15 protein-coding genes are annotated in these 18,331 nt (G+C 66.1%); 9 read left to right on the forward strand and 6 right to left on the reverse strand.

The annotated features are described in order from the left end of the window. Positions 1-138 precede the first annotated feature (138 nt). The 6 genes from ileS (at position 139) to arfB (ending at position 7,957) form a co-directional block, all read left to right on the forward strand. Positions 139-3,147 (forward strand): isoleucine--tRNA ligase, encoded by a 3,009-nt coding sequence (gene ileS, locus N2602_RS35340; protein WP_260380990.1) that lies wholly within the window; start codon positions 139-141, stop codon positions 3,145-3,147. A gap of 10 nt (positions 3,148-3,157) precedes the next feature. Further along, complete coding sequence (gene lspA / locus N2602_RS35345; RefSeq protein ID WP_260380991.1) at positions 3,158-3,652, forward strand: signal peptidase II; 495 nt, start codon at positions 3,158-3,160, stop codon at positions 3,650-3,652. Positions 3,653-3,750: 98 nt separating this feature from the next. Beyond that, positions 3,751-4,476, forward strand: a complete 726-nt coding sequence (locus N2602_RS35350) for a hypothetical protein (RefSeq protein WP_260383794.1) — start codon at positions 3,751-3,753, stop codon at positions 4,474-4,476. Between the two features lie 188 nt (positions 4,477-4,664). Then, positions 4,665-6,059: a M16 family metallopeptidase gene (locus tag N2602_RS35355; RefSeq protein ID WP_409241875.1), complete on the forward strand. Its 1,395-nt coding sequence runs from the start codon at positions 4,665-4,667 to the stop codon at positions 6,057-6,059. Continuing rightward, entirely contained in the window at positions 6,056-7,420 is a 1,365-nt protein-coding gene (locus tag N2602_RS35360; protein ID WP_260380993.1) for a pitrilysin family protein, read from the forward strand. The genes N2602_RS35355 and N2602_RS35360 overlap by 4 nt, the downstream gene beginning before the upstream one ends. A 120-nt stretch (positions 7,421-7,540) precedes the next feature. Beyond that, positions 7,541-7,957, forward strand: coding sequence for an alternative ribosome rescue aminoacyl-tRNA hydrolase ArfB (arfB, locus tag N2602_RS35365; RefSeq protein ID WP_260380994.1), 417 nt, complete (start codon positions 7,541-7,543; stop codon positions 7,955-7,957). Between the two features lie 58 nt (positions 7,958-8,015). Here arfB and N2602_RS35370 read toward each other — a convergent pair whose 3' ends face one another. Beyond that, complete coding sequence (locus tag N2602_RS35370; RefSeq protein WP_172788785.1) at positions 8,016-8,324, reverse strand: hypothetical protein; 309 nt, start codon at positions 8,322-8,324, stop codon at positions 8,016-8,018. 317 nt (positions 8,325-8,641) lie between these two features. Here N2602_RS35370 and mutL point away from each other — a divergent pair, with 317 nt between their 5' ends. Continuing rightward, complete coding sequence (mutL, locus tag N2602_RS35375; RefSeq protein ID WP_260380995.1) at positions 8,642-10,456, forward strand: DNA mismatch repair endonuclease MutL; 1,815 nt, start codon at positions 8,642-8,644, stop codon at positions 10,454-10,456. 204 nt (positions 10,457-10,660) lie between these two features. On the opposite strand, the gene N2602_RS35380 is transcribed toward mutL, so the two are convergent. The 3 genes from N2602_RS35380 to N2602_RS35390 form a co-directional block, all read right to left on the reverse strand. Continuing rightward, a complete protein-coding gene (locus tag N2602_RS35380) occupies positions 10,661-11,914 on the reverse strand; it encodes an IS110 family transposase (protein ID WP_172789764.1) in 1,254 nt (417 codons plus the stop codon). Between the two features lie 295 nt (positions 11,915-12,209). After that, entirely contained in the window at positions 12,210-12,767 is a 558-nt protein-coding gene (gene rsmD, locus N2602_RS35385) for a 16S rRNA (guanine(966)-N(2))-methyltransferase RsmD (protein WP_260380996.1), read from the reverse strand. 1 nt (position 12,768) lies between these two features. Continuing rightward, positions 12,769-14,796, reverse strand: coding sequence for a pseudouridine synthase (locus N2602_RS35390; protein ID WP_260380997.1), 2,028 nt, complete (start codon positions 14,794-14,796; stop codon positions 12,769-12,771). Between the two features lie 117 nt (positions 14,797-14,913). Here N2602_RS35390 and N2602_RS35395 point away from each other — a divergent pair, with 117 nt between their 5' ends. After that, positions 14,914-15,372 carry a nucleoside deaminase gene (locus N2602_RS35395; RefSeq protein ID WP_260380998.1) on the forward strand — a complete coding sequence of 153 codons (459 nt, stop codon included), beginning with the start codon at positions 14,914-14,916 and terminating at the stop codon, positions 15,370-15,372. Here the strand turns inward: N2602_RS35395 and N2602_RS35400 are convergent. Together N2602_RS35400 and purD are read right to left on the reverse strand one after the other, a co-directional pair. Next, complete coding sequence (locus N2602_RS35400) at positions 15,369-16,274, reverse strand: alpha/beta fold hydrolase (RefSeq protein ID WP_260380999.1); 906 nt, start codon at positions 16,272-16,274, stop codon at positions 15,369-15,371. The two genes, N2602_RS35395 and N2602_RS35400, sit on opposite strands and share 4 nt — an antisense overlap. A 200-nt stretch (positions 16,275-16,474) precedes the next feature. Beyond that, positions 16,475-17,758, reverse strand: a complete 1,284-nt coding sequence (gene purD, locus N2602_RS35405; protein WP_260381000.1) for a phosphoribosylamine--glycine ligase — start codon at positions 17,756-17,758, stop codon at positions 16,475-16,477. A 247-nt stretch (positions 17,759-18,005) separates the two neighbouring features. Here purD and N2602_RS35410 point away from each other — a divergent pair, with 247 nt between their 5' ends. Next, positions 18,006-18,293, forward strand: coding sequence for a hypothetical protein (locus N2602_RS35410; protein ID WP_260381001.1), 288 nt, complete (start codon positions 18,006-18,008; stop codon positions 18,291-18,293). Positions 18,294-18,331: the final 38 nt, after the last annotated feature.

Raw genomic sequence — 18,331 nt, forward strand, 5'->3', positions numbered from 1 at the left:
TGCGCGGCGCATCATAGGGATTAGCGGCCCGGCTTCCGCCTGAGCCTGAAGGCTCGGCGCAAGACCGGGATTTCGTCGTTTCACCCGCGATTCCGCATCGCCATCCGTTCCCGCGCCCTTTCCGAGCCAGTCAGCCTCATGTCCGAAAAGCCGCAAAAGTCCCAAAAGTCTGAAGCCAAAGACTATTCGAAGACCCTGTTCCTGCCGCAGACCGAATTCCCGATGCGCGCCGGCCTGCCGCAGCGCGAGCCGGAGATACTCAAGCGCTGGTACGAGATCGGCCTCTATGAGAAGCTGCGCCAGAATGGGAAGGGCCGCGCCAAGTTCGTGCTGCATGACGGCCCGCCCTACGCCAACGGCAACATCCATATCGGCACGGCGCTGAACAAGATCCTGAAGGATCTCGTCACCAAGAGCCAGCAGATGCTCGGCTTCGATTCCAACTACGTTCCGGGCTGGGACTGTCACGGCCTGCCGATCGAGTGGAAGGTCGAGGAGGAGCATTATCGCAAGAAGGGCAAGCAGAAGCCCGACTTCCGCGACTCCGCCGCGATGATCGATTTCCGCAAGGAGTGCCGCGCCTATGCCACGCACTGGCTCGGCGTGCAGCGCGAGGAGTTCAAGCGCCTCGGCGTCATCGGCGATTGGGACCATCCCTACGCCACCATGAGCTATCCGGCCGAAGCCCAGATCGCGCGCGAGCTGATGAAGTTCGCCGCCAACGGCACGCTCTATCGCGGCTCCAAGCCGGTGATGTGGAGCGTGGTCGAGAAGACCGCGCTGGCCGAAGCCGAGGTGGAGTACGAGGACCACACCTCCGATACGGTGTGGGTGAAGTTCCCGGTGACCTCGCCCGCGCACGGTGCGCTCGCCTCCGCAAGCGTCGTGATCTGGACCACGACGCCCTGGACGCTGCCCGGCAACCGCGCCATCTCGTTCTCGCCGAAGATCGCCTATGGCCTCTACAAGGTGACGGACGCCCCCGCCGACAATTGGGCCAAGATTGGTGACCTCCTGATCCTCGCCGATGCGCTCGCGGAAGACGTCTTCAAGCAGGCGCGGGTGACGGCTTACGAGAAAGTCCGCGACGTCCCCGGCGACACCATGGACGCGATCGAGTGTGCCCATCCGCTGAGGGGCGTTGGCGGTGGCTACGACTTCGTCGTGCCGCTGCTGCCCGGCGACCATGTCACCGACGACACCGGCACCGGCTTCGTGCACACCGCGCCCGGCCATGGCCGCGAGGACTTCGATGCCTGGATGGCACAGGCGCGCGATCTCGATGCGCGCGGCATCAACACCGCGATCCCCTACACCGTCGACGAGAACGGCGCCTACACCGATCATGCGCCGGGCTTTGCCGGCAAGCGCGTCATCACCGACAAGGGCGAGAAGGGCGATGCCAACGAGGCCGTGATCAAGGCGCTCGTCGACAGAGGCATGCTGCTCGCGCGCGGTCGGCTCAAGCATCAATATCCGCACTCCTGGCGCTCCAAGAAACCGGTGATCTTCCGCAACACACCGCAATGGTTCATCGCGATGGATAAGGACATTGCGCAGGGCGGCAAGGCCAAGAGCGGCGACACGCTGCGCGCCCGCGCGCTGCATGCGATCTCGGTGACGCAATGGGTGCCGCCGTCGGGCGAGAACCGCATCAACGGCATGATCGAGGCGCGCCCGGACTGGGTGATCTCGCGCCAGCGCGCCTGGGGCGTGCCGATCGCCGTGTTCGTGCGCGAGAAGGGTGACGGCTCCGCTGAGATCCTCCAGGACGAGGCCGTCAATGCGCGCATTGGCGAAGCCTTCGAGAAGGAAGGCGCCGACGCCTGGTACGCGACGGGCGCGCGCGAGCGCTTCCTCGGGCCCCGCGCGAACGAGGACTGGCAGAAGGTCGACGACATTCTCGACGTCTGGTTCGATTCCGGCTCGACCCACGCTTTCGTGCTCGAAGATCCCGTGCAGTTTCCCGGGCTCGCCGGCATCAAGCGCAAGGTCGACGGCGGCGCCGACACGGTGATGTATCTGGAAGGCTCGGACCAGCATCGCGGCTGGTTCCATTCCTCGCTATTGGAAAGCTGCGGCACGCGCGGCCGCGCGCCTTACGACATCGTGCTGACCCACGGCTTCACCCAGGCCGAGGACGGCCGCAAGATGTCGAAGTCGCTCGGCAACACCATCGAGCCGCAGGCCGTCATCAAGGAATCCGGCGCCGACATCCTGAGGCTCTGGGTCGCGTCCTGCGACTACACCGACGACCAGCGCATCGGCCCCGAGATCCTCAAGAACACCGTCGAGACCTACCGCAAGCTGCGCAACACCGTGCGCTGGATGCTCGGCACGCTGCATCATTACAAGCCGGCCGACGCCGTCGCGCCCGCCGAGATGCCCGAGCTCGACCGCTTGATGCTGCACGAGCTCGCGGTGCGCGCCGCTGCGATCGGCAAGGCCTATCGGGAGTTCGACTACAAGACCGTGGTCGCGATCCTGTCCGCCTTCCTGAACAGCGAGCTCTCCGCATTCTATTTCGACATCCGCAAGGATACGCTCTATTGCGATCCGCCCTCCTCGCTGACGCGCAAGGCGGCGCTGACGACGATCGACCTGTTATGCGCCTCGATCCTGAAATGGCTGGCGCCGATCCTCAGCTTCACTGCCGAGGAGGCGTGGCGCATGTACCGGCCCGACGCCGAACCGTCGGTGCATCTGACGCTGTTCCCCGCCGACCTCGAAGCCTTGCGCGACGACGAGCTCGCCGCGAAGTGGGAGGCGATCCGCAACGTCCGCCGCGTCGTCACCGGCGCGCTCGAGCTGGAACGCGCCGCCAAGAACATCGGCTCGTCGCTGGAGGCATCGCCTGTGATCTATGTCGCCGATCGCGGCATGCTGGCGACCTTGTTCGACATCGATCTGGCTGAAGTCTGCATCACCTCGAACTACGAGGTGCGGGAGGGCGAGGCGCCGGCCTCGGCATTCCGCCTCGATGCCGTCCCCGGCGTCGCGGTCGTGGTGGAGAAGGCGGTCGGCACCAAATGCGCCCGCTCCTGGAAGATCTCGCCGATGGTCGGCGAAGACGCCGAATATCCCGACGTCACCCCGCGCGACGCCAAGGCGCTGCGCGAATGGAAGGCGTTGGGGGTGGCGGTCTGACCGACCGGCCATGACCCCGCTCCGCGCCGGCATCCTCGCGGCCATGGTCACGCTCGTGGCCGACCAAGCCTCGAAGCTCTGGCTCCTGAACGTGTTCGACCTCGCCCGTCGCGGCGCTGTGCGGGTGACGCCGTTCTTCGACCTGGTGCTGGCCTGGAACATCGGCATCAGCTTCGGCTGGCTCCAGAACGACAGCCAGGCCGCGCAGCTCGCGCTGATGGCCGTCAAGGCCATTGCCGTGGTTGCGCTGGCGATCTGGATGGCGCGCTCGCACACCGTGCTCGCGACCGTCGCGCTCGGCCTGATCATCGGCGGCGCCATCGGCAATGGCATCGACCGCCTGGCCTATGGCGCGGTGGTGGATTTCGCCCTGTTCCACATCGAGATCGCCGGAAATACCTATAATTGGTATGTGTTTAACCTCGCGGACGTGGCCATCGTTGCTGGGGTGGCGGCGCTATTGTATGATTCCTTCCTGGGGGTACCCGCCGCAAAAGCGCCCTGATCCCGGCCGATACGGACCGGCAGGTGGAACCTGGCTTTTTGCAAGGGTTTGAGCCGCGCGTGAGCGGCAATCTGCTACAATATGAAACAGGTACGGTCATGCGCAGCTCGAAGACCAGCGGTTCGATGGTTCGAGACCCCCAATCGGGGGTCTGGCGGGCACTGAAATTGTCCGCCGTCGCGCTCGGTATCGGCCTCGTCATGTCGACCGGCGCCGCCCGTGCTGCTGACGATGACGACGACGACATGACCTTCGAAGAGAAGCTCATCGACGGCCTGATGTCCGGCCTTGGCGCCAAGAGCATGGGGAAACCCAGCATCGAATACCGCGAGCGTTCGCCGCTGGTCGTGCCGCCCAAGCTCGACCTGCCGCCACCCGCCGCAGCCGAGGCCGCGGCTGCGCCAAACTGGCCGAAGGACCCCGACGAGAAGCGCCGCAAGGAAGCTGTCGCCGAGCGGAAGAAGTCCGGCAACAAGGCAACGGAGTACTGGAAAAATGCCCAGCCGCTGTCGCCCGCCGAGATGAACGCCCACAAGACGGCCGCCGCCGAAAAGACCGGTAATGATCCGGTCCAGCCAGGCGCCAACATCGCCAATCCGACGATGAGCCCAGCCGAACTCGGATATACCGGGGGGCTGTTTAAACTGTTCAAAGGGAACGCGCCCGAGTCGAAGCAGTTCACGTCGGAGCCGCCGCGCCAATCGCTGGTGGAGCCGCCGCCCGGATATCAGACGCCGTCGCCGAACTACGCCTACGGCTCCGGCCCGGATGATTCGAAGCGAACCTATTTCGACGTCCTATCCGGCAAGGAGAAGGAGCGATAACGCTCCTGCCCCGCCCCGACATTTGGGCAGCCGCGCAATTGCTGCCGGCACTGCACGCAGCTTCAGCTGCTGGCTGCTCCCGAGTTGACTAGCGTTCTCTGCTTCGTGACGCGAAGCCTCCGCCGCACGGTGTAGCATGCCGTGCCTTCCGAGCCGGAGATCCGGGCTCGGCACCTCAACCAGGGATCATGATGTCCTCTTACCGATCGGCTGCCTGCCTCCTTGCCGCGCTGCTTTCGACGAGTGTCCTCTCGGCCGGCGCCGCCCTTGCCCAGACCACCGTGACATCGGCTCCACCCGCCAGCTTCACGCTTCCCAACGGCATGCAGGTCGTGGTGATCCCGGATCACCGCACCCCCGTCGTCACCGAGATGATCTGGTACAAGGTCGGCTCGGCCGACGAGACGCCCGGCAAGTCAGGCCTCGCCCACTTCCTCGAGCACCTGATGTTCAAGGGCACCTCGAAGCATCCGGCCGGTGAATTCTCCCAGACCGTGCTGCGCGTCGGCGGCAACGAGAACGCTTCGACCTCGGTCGACTACACCAACTACTATCAGCGCGTGCCGAAAGAGCAGCTGCCGACCATGATGGAGTTCGAGGCCGACCGCATGACGGGCCTCATCCTCAAGGACGAGAACGTGCTGCCCGAGCGCGACGTCGTGCTCGAAGAGTACAACATGCGCGTCGCCAACAATCCGGATGCGCGATTGAACGAGCAGATCATGGCCGCGCTCTATCTCAACCATCCCTACGGGCGTCCGGTGATCGGCTGGCATCAGGAGATCGAGAAGCTCGATCGCGAAGATGCGCTCGCCTTCTATCGTCGCTTCTATGCGCCGAACAACGCGATCCTGGTGATCGCCGGCGACGTCGATGCCGCCGAAATCCGACCGCTGGTCGAGCGCAATTTCGGCTCGATTCCCGCCCAGCCCGCGATCCCGGCGCGGCGGGTGCGTCCGCAGGAGCCGGAGCCCGCCACCCCGCGCACCGTCACGCTGGCCGACCCGCGCGTCGAGCAGCCGAACATGCGGCGCTATTATCTGGTGCCCTCGGCGACCACGGCCGCGGCCGGCGAGAGCGCCGCCCTCGACGTACTGGCGCAGCTGATGGGCAGCGGCAGCAATTCCTATCTCTACCGCGCCCTCGTCGTCGACAAGCCGCTCGCGGTCTCAGCCAACGCCAGCTATTCGAGCATCTCGCTCGACCCGACCCAATTCGCGATCTCGGCTGCGCCGAAACCCGGCGTCAGCTTCGCCGAAGTTGAACAGGCGGTCGACGGCGTCATTGCCAACGTGGCGCAGAACCCGATCCGTGCGGAGGATCTGGAGCGCGTCAAGACCCAGCTCATCGCCGAAGCGATCTACGCCCAGGACAACCAGGCTGTGCTGGCGCGCTGGTACGGCGGCGCGCTGACCACGGGCCTGTCGATCGAGGACATCCGGAGCTGGCCCGATCGCATCCGCGCCGTCACCGCCGAGCAGGTCCGCGCCGTTGCGCAGAAATGGCTCGAGAAGAAGCGCTCGGTGACGGGCTACCTGATCAAGGACACTGCAACCGCCAAGCGCGAGGAGAAGCGCTCGTGACCTATTCCTTCCTTCGACGCGTTGCATTCTCCGTTGCCGCCGGCGCGGTCCTCGCATTCTCTGCGGCCTCGCCGTCGCAGGCCGCCGCGAAGATCCAGCACCTGATCTCGCCGGGCGGCATCGAAGCCTGGTTCGTGCAGGACGCAACTGTGCCGCTGATCGCGATGGAATATTCCTTCGCCGGCGGCTCGGCGCAGGATCCCAAGGACAAGCCCGGTGTCGCCAACCTGGTCGGCGATCTCCTCGACGAAGGTTCCGGCGATCTCGATTCCAAGACGTTCCATGAACGGCTCGACCGCCGCGCCATCGAACTCTCCTTCAGCGCCACCCGCGACACCTTCCGCGGCAGCCTGCGCATGCTGCGCGACAACAAGGACGAAGCCTTCGACCTGCTCAGGATGGCGCTGACCTCGCCGCATTTCGACACGGCCGACGTCGAACGCATCCGCTCGCAGGTCATCTCGGGCCTGCGCCGCGAGACCACCAATCCGACCTCGCTGGCGAGCCGCAAATTCCTGGAGGTCGCGTTCGGCGATCACCCCTACAGCCGGCAGAGCAACGGCAATCTCGACAGCGTGCCGACCATCACGGTCGCCGACATGAGGGATTATGTCGGCCGTGTCCTCGCCAAGGATGGACTCAAAGTAGCGGTCGTCGGCGACGTCGATCCGGCCACGCTCGGAAAGCTGCTCGACCACACCTTCGGCAGCCTGCCGGCCAAGGCCAATCTGACGCCGGTCCCCGACGTCGAGGCCGCGAAGCCGCCGCAACGCGCCTTCGTGACGCTCGACGTGCCGCAGACCGTGATCACCTTCGGCGGACCCGGCGTGAAGCGCAGCGACCCCAGCTTCATGGCGGCCTATGTCGTCAACCACATCCTCGGCGGCGGCGGACTGTCCTCGCGGCTCTATCGCGAGGTGCGCGAGAAGCGCGGGCTGGCCTATTCGGTGTACGAGTCGCTGCTCTGGATGCAGCACTCCGCGGTTTTCATCGGCAATACCGGCACCCGCGCCGATCGTGCCGGTGACACCATCGAGGCCATCGAACAGGAGGTGCGCCGCATCGCCCAGGAGGGCCCGACGCAGAAGGAGCTCGATGAGGCCAAGTCCTACCTCAAGGGCTCGCAGATGCTGGCGCTCGACACCTCGTCCAAGCTGGCGCAGGCGCTGCTGCAATACCAGCAGGACAAGCTGCCGATCGACTATATCGAGAAGCGCAACGCCATCGTCGACGCCGTGACCCTGGACGATGCCAAGGCGGCCGCCAGGCGGCTCTGGGGCCAGGGGCTGCTGACTGTCGTGGTCGGCCGGGCCCCCCAGGCCGCTGCGCAACCGGCGGCTGCGACACCGAAGTCGAACTGATCTCTTTTCTGGACGTTTTTCTGAATGGCCGGGCTCGCCCCGGCCATTTGCGTGTCGCGGCAGCGCCATTGCTGAAGGCAGATGTCCGCGGTATGTCCTGACATCACGAATGGTGCCAGCATGCTGCGGATATCCCGCGATCTCGTCATCGACGAGGACGACATCGAGATCGGCTTTGTCCGCGCCTCCGGCCCGGGCGGGCAGAACGTCAACAAGGTCGCGACCTCCGCGCAGCTGCGCTTCGACACCCGCAAGCTGACCTTGCCCGAGGACGCGGCGCTGCGCCTCGCCCGCATTGCCGGCCAGCGCATGACCAAGGACGGCGTGATCGTGATCCACGCCCAGCGCTTCCGCACCCAGGAGCGCAACCGTCAGGATGCCATCGACCGTCTCGTCGAGATCCTCAAGAAGGCCATGGTGCGACCGACGCCTCGCCGCGCGACGCGGCCGACCTTCGCCTCCAAGCAGCGCCGGCTCGAGGGCAAGAAACGCCGCAGCGATATCAAGGCGAAGCGCGGGCGCGGTTTCGACGACTAGGCAATGAAAAACCTCCGGCCGCGAAGCGACCGGAGGTTTGCCAATTCGCACGCTGGCGTCAGTAGCGCTTGCCGGTGGCAGCACCACCCGCCGCCGAATCGTCGGCCGTGCCCTTGCGCGTCGCGCTGCCGGTGGTTCCGACGGACCCCTTCGTGCCCTTGCTCGACTTCATGCCGACCTTCTCGCCGGCAGCGCCCTGCTGGGCACCGAGATCCTCATCCTCGCTGCCTGACGCACCGCCTTGCATGGGCTTGCTTTGTATGGTGCCGCCGGGCCTCGCCCCAGACGAGGTGCCTTGGGCGAGAACGGGCGTTGCAACGAGGGCCGCGAGAGCGCAAGCGATCGCAGAGGTCTTCACCAACTTCATCCATGTCTCCTGGAATGTCGCGATGAACCGTTCGGCTGCGTTCTGCACCGTTCGCCTGCACCAGACCGGTTCATCGCGAAAGAGAGTTCGAACGGCGCGGTGTGATGCAAGCTGCGCCGTGTGGTGATCGTTTAGGATTTTCGCGGCGCTTTCGCGGAATTGTGCTCCTCATATGCGGCGGCGCGGAACATGCCACGCATTCCCGACGGGCGGTGCGCGCCGAAAATGTCCCCATTTCGGGTGTGGGAAGCTCGACCTCCCCCATGCATTTGTTGCTGCGCGGCATTAGACTTGAGAATATTCGCCGAGTGAGCCTCATGCCCGTCCGCCAACTGCCAGAACAGGTCGTCAACCGCATCGCCGCCGGCGAGGTGGTGGAACGTCCGGCGAGCGTGGTCAAGGAGCTGGTCGAGAACGCCATCGATGCCGGCGCGAGCCGGATCGACGTCTTCACCGACGGCGGCGGGCGGCGGCGGATCGGCATCACCGACGACGGCAGCGGCATGACCGCGAAAGATCTTGGGCTCGCGGTCGAGCGTCACGCCACCTCCAAGCTCGACGACGAGGACCTGCTTCATATCCGCACCCTCGGGTTTCGCGGCGAGGCCCTGCCCTCGATCGGCTCGGTGGCGCGCCTCTCCATCACCACGCGGCATACCAGCGAGCCCCACGCCTGGGCGCTGTCGGTCGAGGGCGGCGAAAAGTCCGAGATCATGCCGGCGGCGCTGGCGCATGGCACGCGCGTCGAGGTTGGCGACCTCTTCTACGCGACGCCGGCGCGGCTCAAGTTTCTGAAGACCGACCGCACCGAGGCGGAGGCGATCCGCGAAGTGGTGCGGCGCCTCGCGATGGCACGGCCCGACATCGCCTTCACGCTCGCCGGCGAGGAGCGCGCGCCGGTGACCTGGGCTGCGGCGCTGCCCGGCGCGGCCGGACGGTTGACCCGGCTCGGCGACATCCTCGGCGCCGAGTTCCGCAGCCACGCCATCGAGGTCCATGCCGAGCGCGAGGGCGTCGTGGTCGCCGGCTATGCTGCAGCTCCCGCGCTAACCAAGGCCAACGCGCTCGGGCAATATCTCTTCGTCAATGGCCGGCCGGTGCGCGACAAGCTCATTCTCGGCGCCGTGCGCGCGGCCTATTCCGACTATCTGCCGCGCGACCGCCATCCGGTGCTGGCGCTGTTCGTCACGCTCGATCCGCGCGAGGTCGATGCCAACGTGCATCCGGCCAAGACCGAGGTGCGCTTCCGCAATGCCGGCCTCGTCCGCGCGTTGATCGTGCACGGTTTGAAGGAGGCGCTGGCGCGCGAGGGCCGACGCACCGCCGCCAACAGCGGCGAAAGTGCGCTGTCCTCGTTCCGGCCCGCGTTCACGCCACAGCGTCCGGCCAGCTGGGATTGGCGGACCTCGCCATCCGCTCCCGTGGCGCCAATGCCGTCGTTCGATGGCGCTGCCGCACCGGCTTTCGCGGAGCGCGCGCAGGCCGCCTTCGATGTCGGCGCGCCCAGCGCGGACGTGCGGATCGAGACCCAGCCCGTCAGCGACCTCGTCGATCGCCCACTCGGCGCGGCACGCACCCAGATCCATGAGACCTATATCGTCTCGCAGACGCGCGACGGCCTGATCATTGTCGATCAGCACGCCGCGCATGAGCGCATCGTCTATGAGCGGCTGAAGGCCTCGCTGGCGGCGAACGGCGTGCAGCGGCAGATTCTCCTCATTCCCGAGATCGTCGAGATGGACGAAGCCACGGTCGAGCGCCTCCTGGAGCGCAGCGAGGAGCTGGCATCGTTCGGCCTTTCCATCGAATCCTTCGGCCCCGGCGCGGTCGCGGTGCGCGAGACGCCGTCGCTGCTCGGCAAGACCAATGCGGGCGGCCTCTTGCGCGATCTTTCCGAGCACATGGCCGAATGGGACGAGGCGCTGCCGCTCGAACGTCGCCTGATGCACGTCGCGGCGACCATGGCCTGCCACGGCTCGGTGCGCGCCGGCCGCCGCTTACGGCCGGAGGAGATGAACGCGCTGCTCCGCGAGATGGAGGACACCCCGAACTCCGGCCAATGCAATCACGGCCGGCCGACCTATGTCGAGCTGAAGCTGAGCGACGTGGAGAAGCTGTTCGGGAGGCGGTGACGGTGCCGTAGGACCTCCTACCCTTGGTCAAGGGGAACGTCCTTATAGGGCAATATGGTAGCGCCGTGCTCGATGCAGTCCAGGACGCTGCGCGCCGGCTTTGCCGGTGCCTTCGGCATCCTGGACAGCATCTGCGGGCGGCGCTCTGGCGCTCGGCAGGTCGGGACGAAGGAATGGTCGCCCGGCCGAACAAAGGAATGGGGCTCACCCGTTCGCGGAGTTCTTTGTGCCGTTATGGTCCGCATCGTATGGGGTCTGTCGCTTGAGCGTCGTGCACAGGGCAAAAAGCAAGCGATCTCCCACGCTGCGCAGAGCCCGCGCGTGACCGTGTCCTTTTCTGCGCAAGGCATCATACCGTCGCCTGCTGGCAGCGTCGTGTTGGATGGCGACACGCGACCAGTGATGGACGGCGCTCTGTAGCCGCCTGTTGCAGGCGAGGCGGCGGATCACGAAGCGTTGTTTGCCGCTTTGCCGCGTCACCGGCGCAGCCCCTGCCAAGGCGCGCAGAGCATGGTAATCTCGTCTGCGCAGGGGCTCTGCGGCCTCGGCGAGCAGTGTGGCGAGATTGATCCTGCCGATTCCTGGCCAGGAGCGTAGGATCGTCACGTCGCACTGCTCCGAGCTCTGCCCCGACGGCTTCTCCTCTCCTTCGAACTCGGCACATAGCCGGTCCAGGTTCTGATGAGCCTCTTTGATCTGCCGATTGACCAGGTGCAGACGTGCCGCCAGGCTGCGGATGTGAGCGCAGGCTGCCTCCGTCGTGCCGGGGGCTACGAACAGCGGTGCCTCGCGCAAAGTCCCGAGCACCGTCGCCGCATTGAGACGGCGGATACGATAGTCCCTGAGAACACCTGCGATGGCCTTCTCGCTGGCCTTGACCGCACTGGCGGGGGTCGGCACCTTCTGCCAAAGCGCCAGGAACCATTCGTCGGCGACATCGTCGGTCAACTTGGTGGCCTGGGGATAATATCGCCACAACTGCTGACGCAAGCGGTTGGCAAGCCGCGTGCGTTCCTGCTGCAGTTCGTCCGCCAGGCGCGACCACTCCCGTAGCTCAATCATCGCCGCATCGTCTGCCACAAGCCGACGGAAAGCAGCACGGTCAGTGCGCAGCGAGGCGCCGAGCACATGAGCATCGCGGCGGTCGTCCTTGGCACCGGCCACCGTGAAGCGATCGCGGAAGCGATCCAGTTGCTTGGGATTGATGGCAAACACCGCAAACCCGTGCTCGAGCAGCATCTCCACCACCGGGCCGTGCGGCATCTCGATCGCCACGGCGATCTGTCCCGGTGCGGCCTTGGTCTTCTCCAGCAGCCAGTCACGCAACTCCGTCAGCCCGGCGCCGCCATGGTCGAACTCGTGCTGCGCAACCTGTCTTCCCGCGGCATCCAGCAGGCAAACGCTATGGCTCCGCGTTGCCCAGTCGATCCCGACGAACCAGCGTACATCTTCGATCATTGTTGAGACCTCCTTGCTCGCAAGGCGGGACACCACGATCCTGATCAGTCCCTGTACCGGCGCTCTTGGCGCGACCTCCTACCGGATCTCGATCGCGGTCGCTCCGCCGGGGCGCGGTTCCTACGTCGGTGCTCGAGGCACAGGTGGACAAGGCTGCTCCCGGCGGATCGGCCCGGACGGCCAGTCTACATCCGAAGGCCGCCACGAACCCCACAAGGGTACAGGGTGGATTAGCCGAAGGCGTAATCCACCTCTTCTGCGTCCGCGGTGAGAGACAGTGGCGGATTACGCTTCGCTAATCCGCCCTACGCAAAAACACAAACTCCGTGTCGTCATAAGTCCGCCGCTCCAGCTCCTCAAAACCTTCCGGCGTCGCGAACTGCGCGGCCTTGGCCTCTTCCACCACCAGCAGCGCGCCCGGCGTCAGCCACCCGCCGTCGCGCAAGGATGCGAGCGCCTTCTCGGCAAATCCCTTGCCATAGGGCGGATCGAGGAACGCCAGCGAGAACGGCTCGACGGGATGCGCGGGGCCGAGATCGGTGGCATCGCGGCGGTACACCTTGGTGACGCCGCCGAGGCCGAGGGCCTCGACATTGTTGCGGAGCAGCGCACGCGCCTCCGCGCCGTTGTCGACGAACAGCGTGAACTTGGCGCCGCGTGACGCGGCTTCGATGCCGAGCGCGCCGGTGCCGGCGAAGAGATCGAGCACGCGTGCATCCTGGATCGGATCGTCATAGGCGTGCACGAGGATGTTGAACAAGGACTCGCGCAGGCGGTCCGCCGTCGGGCGGATGTCGCGCGAGGACGGTGAGGCGAGATTGCGCCCCTTCAACCTGCCGCCGACGACGCGCAAGCTAGTCCTCCCGCGGCGTCAGGTCGCGCTTGCCGTGATAGCCGCGCTTGGGACGCCGCGGCGGGCCGTAGCCGTTCGCCTCCATCTCGTTGCGCTCGCGGGCCTCCTCGCTGCCGGTGCGCTGAACCAGCACGCGACGGCCCTTGCGGTCGTTGATGACGGCGCGCTTGCTGGTCGGCTTCTTCTCGCTCGGTGCGTCGTCGGCGCGCGAGGATGACTTCGAGGGCGCGTCGAACTGCGCACCCGACTTCTCGATCACCTTGTCGCCGAGCTGCTCGCGCAGCACGCGCGCGCGGATCTCCTCGACCTGGCCTTCCAGAATCTCGCCGAGCTGGAACGGGCCGTAGGAGACGCGGATCAGCCGATTCACTTCGAGCCCGAGATGGGCGCAGACATTGCGCACCTCGCGGTTCTTGCCCTCGCGGATCGCGAACACCAGCCAGACATTGGCGCCCTGGTCGCGCTCCAGCGTGGCCTCGATCGGACCATACTTGACGCCCTCGACCTCGATGCCGTTCTTGAGCTCGTCGAGCTGCGCCTGGGTGACGTCGCCATGGGCGCGGACGCGGTAGCGGCGCAGCCAGCCGGTGTCCGGCATCTCGAGCGTGCGCGCAAGCCCACCGTCGTTAGTGAGCAGCAAGAGGCCCTCGGTGTTGAAGTCGAGCCGGCCGATGCTGATCAGCCGCGGCAGGCCTTCGGGCAGATTGTCGAACACGGTCGGACGGCCCTCGGGATCGTCATGCGTCGTCATCAGCCCACGCGGCTTGTGGTAGAGGAACAGGCGCGTGCGCTCGCGCTCCGGCAATGGCTTGCCGTCGACCATGACGACGTCGTTCTTGGTGACGTCGAGCGCGGGCGAGTTGATCACGCGGCCATTCACGGTGACGCGGCCCTGCGTGACCATCTCCTCGGCGTCGCGGCGCGAGGCAAGCCCGGCGCGGGCCAGCACTTTGGCGATGCGCTCGCCGGCCTTCTTCGGCTTCGGCGCGTCGTCGCGGCGCGGCCGGCCTTCGAAATCACGATCGCGCTCGCGGTAGGCACCGCGGCCGCCGAAGGCGGGACGCTTCTCGAAAATCCTGCTGTCGTCCTCATTGTCGCGGCGCGGACGATCGCGGAAGCGGCCCTCGCTGCGCGGATGCTCCTGCCAGTCCATGCGACCTTCGGGGCGCTTATCGCGCGAGCGGTTGAAGCGCGGACGATCGTCACCGGTGCGCTCCTCCCGCGGACGCGAGAAACGCGGGCGATCATCGCCCTCGTCCCGGCGCCGGGAGAAACGCGGACGGTCCTCGCCACGGCCACCCTCATGGCGATCGTCGCGCTGACGCCAGGGCTTCTCCTCGCCGCGATCGCGGCCGCCGAAATCCTTGTTGAAGGACTTGCGCGGGCGATCACCGCGAGGTGCGCGATCACCGCGATCGAAATTCGGGCGGTCTCCTCGCGGCTTGAAGCTGCGTTCGCCACGATCCTCGCGCGGCCCGCGATCCCCACGGTCGCGTTCGCGATCCGGCCCGCCCTTCGAAAATTTCCGTTCGCCGTCGAACTTGCGCTCCGGGCGGTCGCCGCGCGGCGCGTAGGGTTTCTTGTCGCCGAACTTCCTATCGCTGGAGCGGCCGGCCGAGCGGGCCTCGTCGCGATCCCTGCGCGGCGGACGGTCGTCACGGCCATAGGACGGGCGATCACCGCGCGGCTTGAAGGGTCGCTTCTCGCCGTCACGCGAGGAGCGATCGGAGAACGGGCGATCGCCGCGCGGCTTGAAGCTGCGCTCGCCGCGGCCTTCACTGCCGCGGTCGTCGCGCTTGAAGCGGGGACGGTCACTGAAATCGCGGCGCGGTGCGTCGCCCTCGTCGCGGCGGCGGAATGGACGGCTGTCACGGTCGCCACGGGGCGGGCGGCTGTCGCGCGCGCCTTTGCCCTCGAAGCCGCGCTTGGCGAATTTCTTCTCAGGGCCGCGCGGCTTGCCGCTGCGGCCGCCTTTGGCCGGGCCTCGCCGGCCGCGGGAATCGTTGTCTTTGTCGCTGTCGCGAGGCATGACTAATCTCACTTATGGGGTGGCGCGAGCAGTGTGCGCGCTCGTTCCGAGCCGCATGCTCAGGCAAAATCGGTATCCACTCTTGCTGAAGGCGGAGCTAGTAGCAGGTTTCTGGCGATGATACGAGGCATGAAAGCCCCTTCTTTCATGGATTTGGCGCTTCTGGCGGCCGAAAATGCCGGAAAATCGGGCGAAGTTCCGATCGGATGCGTGGTGGTCCGCGATCACGAGGTGATCGCCACCGGCGCCAACCGGACGCTGACCGACTATGATCCGACCGCCCATGCCGAGATCGTCGCGCTGCGCGCCGCCGCTGCGAAGATCGGCAGCGAGCGGCTCGTCGATTGCGACCTCTACGTGACGCTGGAGCCCTGCACCATGTGTGCGGGCGCGATCTCGTTTGCAAGGGTGAGGCGGCTCTATTACGGCGCGGCCGATCCCAAGGGCGGCGCGGTGGACTCGGGCGTGCGGTTCTTTGCCTCGCCGACCTGCCACCACGCGCCGGACGTCTATTCCGGCGTCGGCGAGAGCGAGGCGGCGCGGCTGCTCAAGGAGTTCTTTCGGGAGCGGCGCTAGGGCGCGAGGAAGAACTCGCGCAACGCCCTCGCAGTCACATCCGGATTCTCCTCCGTCAGGAAGTGCCCCGAATCCACCGGCATGCCGTCGACGTTGGTGGCCCATTGCTTCCACGTGTCGAGCGGCGTCGCGGCGGCCTGGGCGATGCCGGCGTTGCCCCACAGGATAAGCATCGGCACCGTGATCTTCTTGCCGGCCTCGAAATCGGCCTTGTCGAGGTCGTAGTCGAAATAGGCGCCGGCGCGGTAGTCCTCGCACATCGCGTGGATGCGCGCGGGATCGCGGAACGGGGCGAGGTAGTGCTCGAGCGCGCGCTCGTCGATCGCGTCCAGCGTCTTCGACTTGGTCTGGCTCGCCATCTTGAAGCGCAGGAAGAACTCGCCTTGGCCTGCGATCAGCGTCTCCGGCAGCGGATAGGGCTGCGCCAGGAAGGCCCAGTGATAGATCTTCAGGGCGTAGGCGCGGTTCATCCGCTCCCAGTAATCATAGGTCGGCAGGATATCGAGCACGGCGAGCTTCGACAGCCGGCCGGGATGGTCGAGCGCGAGGCGGTACGACACACGGCCGCCGCGGTCGTGGCCGGCCAGCGCGAAATGCACGTGGCCGAGGCGCTCCATGACCTCGACCATGGCCTTGGCCATGGCGCGCTTGCTGTAGGGGATGTGCAGCGCATCGCTCGCGGGCATGTCGGACCAGCCGTAGCCCGGCAGGTCGGCGATGATCAGCGTGAAGTGCTCGGCGAGCTCAGGGGCCACCTGGTGCCACATCACGTGGGTCTCGGAGAAGCCGTGCAGGAGCAGCAGCGGCGGGCCCTTGCCGCCGACACGGGCGAAGATGCGGCCGAACGAGGTGTCGATCCATTCGGCGGCAAAGTCCGGATAGAGGTCGGCGAGATCGGACATCTTGTTGCATCCTTATGGTCGTGGGGGCGCTCGACAAACAAAAGTTCGAAAACAACCCCATGCACAGTACCGGTATTATGGTCGGGGCAACTAACCCCAACTGCTGATTGCACATTCTGGATTGTAGATGTGGCGGCGCGGTGACGCGAACGTCGAGATTCCGGATCGACGCGTCGGCGCGTTTGCGCGCCGTCAAGGCGCTAATTTTTGGCCTTCTCCGCCTCCACCGCCTGCCAGCCGATGTCGCGGCGGCAGAAGCCGTCCGGCCAGTCGATGCGGTCGACGGCCTGATAGGCGCGCGCCTGCGCCTCCGTCACGGTCGCCCCCAGCGCGCAGACATTGAGCACGCGGCCGCCATTGGCGAGGATCGCGCCGTCCTTCTCAACCGTGCCGGCGTGGAAGATCTCGACGGTGTCGACCTCTGAGGCCTCCTCGAGCCCGCCGATGCGCGTGCCCTTCTGGTAGTCGCCGGGATAGCCCTTCGCGGCCATCACCACGGTGATGGCGGATTCCGGATACCAGCGCAGGTCGAAGTTCTTGAGCTGCCCGTCGCAGGCGGCGAGCAGCGCCGGCACGATGTCGCTCATCATGCGCAGCATCAGCACCTGGCACTCGGGATCGCCGAAGCGCACGTTGAACTCGAACAGCTTTGGCCCCTGCGTCGTCAGCATGATCCCGGCATAGAGCACGCCGCGGAACGGCGTGCCGCGCTGCTTCATGCCAGCGACCGTCGGCAGGATGATCCTGGCCATGATCGCGTCGTGGACCGCAGGCGTGACCAGCGGCGTCGGCGAATAGGCGCCCATGCCCCCGGTGTTCGGGCCGACATCGTGGTCGAACACGCGCTTGTGGTCCTGGGCGGAGGCCAGCGGGATCGCCGTCTCGCCGTCGCACAGCGCAAAGAAGCTGATCTCGCGGCCGGGCAGAAACTCCTCGATCACGACTTCAGTGCCGGCCTCGCCGAAGGCGCCCTCGAACATCATGGCGATGGCGTCCTCGGCCTCGCGCACGGTCTTGGCGACGACGACGCCCTTGCCGGCGGCAAGGCCGTCGGCCTTGACCACGATCGGCGCGCCCTGGCTCTGCACATAGGCGCGCGCCTCATCGGCATTGGTGAATCGCTGGTAGGCGCCGGTCGGAATGCCGAACTCGGTACACAGCGCCTTGGTAAAGCCCTTGGAGCTTTCGAGCTGGGCCGCCGCCTTGCTCGGGCCGAACGCCTTGATGCCGGCTTTGGTGAGATCATCGACGATGCCGGCCGCGAGCGGCGTCTCCGGCCCGACCACCACCAGCGCGACCGCGTTCTGCTTGCAGAAGTCGATCACGGCGGCATGGTCGGCGACATCGAGCGCCACGCATTCCGCCTCCCTGGCGATGCCGGCATTGCCGGGCGCGCACCAGAATTTGGTCACCAGGGGAGAGGCCGCGATCTTCCACGCCAGGGCATGTTCGCGGCCGCCGGAACCAAGCAGGAGAATGTGCATCAGGGGCTCAGGATGAGGGGTTTTGCTTGGGGGCGGAGGTCGCACGAATCGGGGTGCGGCTCAAGGGGGTCACAATACCCCCAAAGTGTACCTCTTCGCGAAGTCCGACAGTGCGCCTTCGCGCGTAAAGAGACATTTCGACCATTTAGACTTGATACAAGCTCTTTTCAGGCCCGAACCTCGCCCCTGAGTTGCGGCGGTGGTATCCTTCGTTGAGTTCAACTGTCTGGAGGGGGAGGACAGAGGCATGCCGAGCTTGCGCGGCGCGAAGGTCTATCGGTCTGGGGTGACTGCACCGAAGTGGAATTTTGAAACGGACCGCGTGGTCGTAAACAACTTCAGCGAAAAGGATCCTTCGCTGCACTTCAAATTCGAGATTGCCTCAAAAGGGGGCGGTACAACTGAAGTATCTCTACGCGTCGGCAGTTCTTCTTTTGATGCCATCTTGCACCAGATGTATTCGGTGGCACCCGAGCAAGTGGTGGCCCTGATGGCGCGGCAGATGAACGAACACTTTTGGCCAAACGGCCAGTAGTCCCACGAGCCTCGACGATCGTTCGCGCGGGCGTAAAC

Source organism: Bradyrhizobium sp. NC92, from assembly GCF_025200865.1.
GTDB lineage: Bacteria > Pseudomonadota > Alphaproteobacteria > Rhizobiales > Xanthobacteraceae > Bradyrhizobium.